The following is a 2,233-nucleotide window of genomic DNA, read 5'->3' on the forward strand; positions in this document are numbered from 1 at the left end:
CGGCTGCGGCTGCGGCCGGGTTGCCCGCCTGTGGGCTGCTGCTGGCAGTGGGCTGGTGGTGACGCTGCAGGTCGGCCTGTTCGGCATCGACCCGTGGCTGGCGCTGCTGTCGATTCCGCTGGCGCTGCTGCTGGCGGTGGTCGCCGCGCGGGTGGTGGGCGCCACCGGGATTCCACCGATCGGCGCCATCGGCCAGCTGTCGCAGCTGGGCTTCGGCGTGCTCGCTCCGGGGCAGGTGCCGATCAACCTGATGAGCGCCAACACGGCGGGCGGTGCGGCCGGGCAGTGCACCGACCTGCTCAACGACTTCAAGGTCGGCCATGTCATCGGCGCGGCGCCACAGCGCCAGGCGGTAGCGCAGTGCCTGGGCATCCTGCTCGGCAGCGTGGTGGGCGTGCTGGTCTACCGGGTGCTGATCCCCGATCCGCAGGCGCTGTTGATCAGCGCCGAATGGCCGGCGCCGGCGGTCGCGACCTGGAAGGCGGTGGCCGAGGCCCTGACCGGCGGGTTGGGCGCACTGGCCGGCGATATCCGCTGGGCGATGCTGGCCGGGGCGTCGTGCGGGGTGCTGCTGGGGCTGCTGGAGGGGCTGCTGCCGGAACGGCGGCTGCGCTGGTTGCCGAGCTCCGCGGCGCTCGGGCTGGCTTTCATCATCCCCGCCTCGATCTCGTTGATGATGACCTGCGGGGCGTTGCTCGCCTGGTCGTTCGCCTCGCGCTGGCGCAGCCTGGGCGAGCGCTTCGTGATCGTCGCGGCGGCGGGGTTGGTGGCCGGGGAAAGCATGGCCGGCGTCGGCGCCTCGCTGTGGCAGCTGCTGGGCGGATAACGCCCTCGGCGGATGCTGGGCCGCGAAACCCTCCTGGCGCCCTGTTGCCGGATATTAGGTACTCCCTTGAAAAGAGGTGACGACCATGAACATCAAGCAGATTGCGGTAGTGATCCTTGCCGGCCTGTTGTCGAGTACGGCCTTCGCCGGCGGCAGCGGCTCGTCCGATGATGCCACCCATGATTCCATGGAGCACGGCACCATGGAGCAGGGCGCCGCGGGTGGCACGGGCAGCGGGACCGGCATGGGCAGCATGCCGGATACCGAAGGCAAGGCCGGCACGACCACCGATCCGGAGCGTGACGATGATGACGACGCGGCTGACCTCGATACCGGCGCCGACGGTGCGCCACGGGGCGAGCAGGGCAGCACCGGTACGGGCGGTGAAGGCGGCGCACGCGGCGCCTACTGACCGCGGTGAACCACGCCGTCCCGGTGGGCGTTGCGTCCGCCGGGACGTTTGCGTTCGCATTGCCGCCGGGCGTCGCGCTGAAACCTTCCCGGTGCCGGTTTGCCCAAACGGTATGGGCTCCATGGCTGGAGGTGTCGCATGTCGGTGCTGCGTTGGTGTGTGCTGTTCCTGGCCCTGCTGGGGAGCCAGGCAGTCGTTGCCGGAGGCACGGGACCGACCCATCCGCAGAAGGCTCGCCAGCATCCGCTGGACAGCAGCGAGCCGCGGCAGGAGGTCATCGAGCGGCCACGTGGCGACCCGCGAAGCGGGGCGCCAGCGCTGCCCTCGGAGCGGGAGCCGGGCGAGGCGGATAGGCCGCCCTTGCCTGATCGGGAGGAAGGCCCGGCGGTGCCTGACGAGCGGGCCGGGGAACGGCGGGGAGCGGGGACTTAGCGGCCGTGCCGCGGCACAAAAAAGCTTCTTCGCATTTCATGGGGACAGGCTGCTTGACACCGGACTGGCAAGATTGGGTGTTGCTGCCATTTGGTTTGGGCTTGCGCTTGGTGATCAGGGCGCTTACCGAGTGTGCTGACACTTCTGGTTTCGGCCCCCCCGGCCGAGTCACTTGACTCGCTTCGCTCGCCCTTCGGGCCAGCCTGCGGCTGTTACTCCGCTATGCTCCGTATCTTGTTGCTCGCCGAGAAAGCAATCAAAGAGAAAGCGCGCCCGGCATCCGTAATGCTGTTCACTTAACGACTCAAGCTGGATGTTGGATCTGTAGGAGCGGGCCACGCCCGCGATTCGCGCGCATGGCGCGCTCCTACAAAGTACTCTCCGTGCTTATCTGAACAGCATTACGCCCGGCGGTCATATTTCCTCCTTCCTGTGCCGCTCCGAGGCCGTCACGATGGGACATCCCTACCTCGGCGGCCCCGTCCTTCGTTCCTCACTCGGCGTCCATCCCTTGCCTCCCCCTGCGCGAGCCTCCTGACGGGAACGGGGTCCGAGTCGCCTGG

At 68.7% G+C, this 2,233-nt stretch carries 1 protein-coding gene and 1 pseudogene; both read left to right on the top strand.

Features of this window, described 5'->3' with window-relative positions; all coding sequences use genetic code 11:
• Positions 1-826, top strand: a pseudogene (locus tag BAY1663_RS22510) (OPT/YSL family transporter); the annotation flags it as partial.
• 85 nt (positions 827-911) lie between these two features.
• Entirely contained in the window at positions 912-1,238 is a 327-nt protein-coding gene (locus tag BAY1663_RS22515; RefSeq protein WP_037045302.1) for a hypothetical protein, read from the top strand.
• Positions 1,239-2,233: the final 995 nt, after the last annotated feature.

Source organism: Pseudomonas sp. BAY1663 (genome assembly GCF_000582595.1).
Taxonomy (GTDB): domain Bacteria; phylum Pseudomonadota; class Gammaproteobacteria; order Pseudomonadales; family Pseudomonadaceae; genus Stutzerimonas; species Stutzerimonas stutzeri_AF.

Bases quoted from the DNA above. Each gene is read 5' to 3' on its own strand.
- BAY1663_RS22515 (WP_037045302.1), top strand. From the start codon at position 912: ATGAACATCAAGCAGATTGCGGTAGTGATCCTTGCCGGCCTGTTGTCG.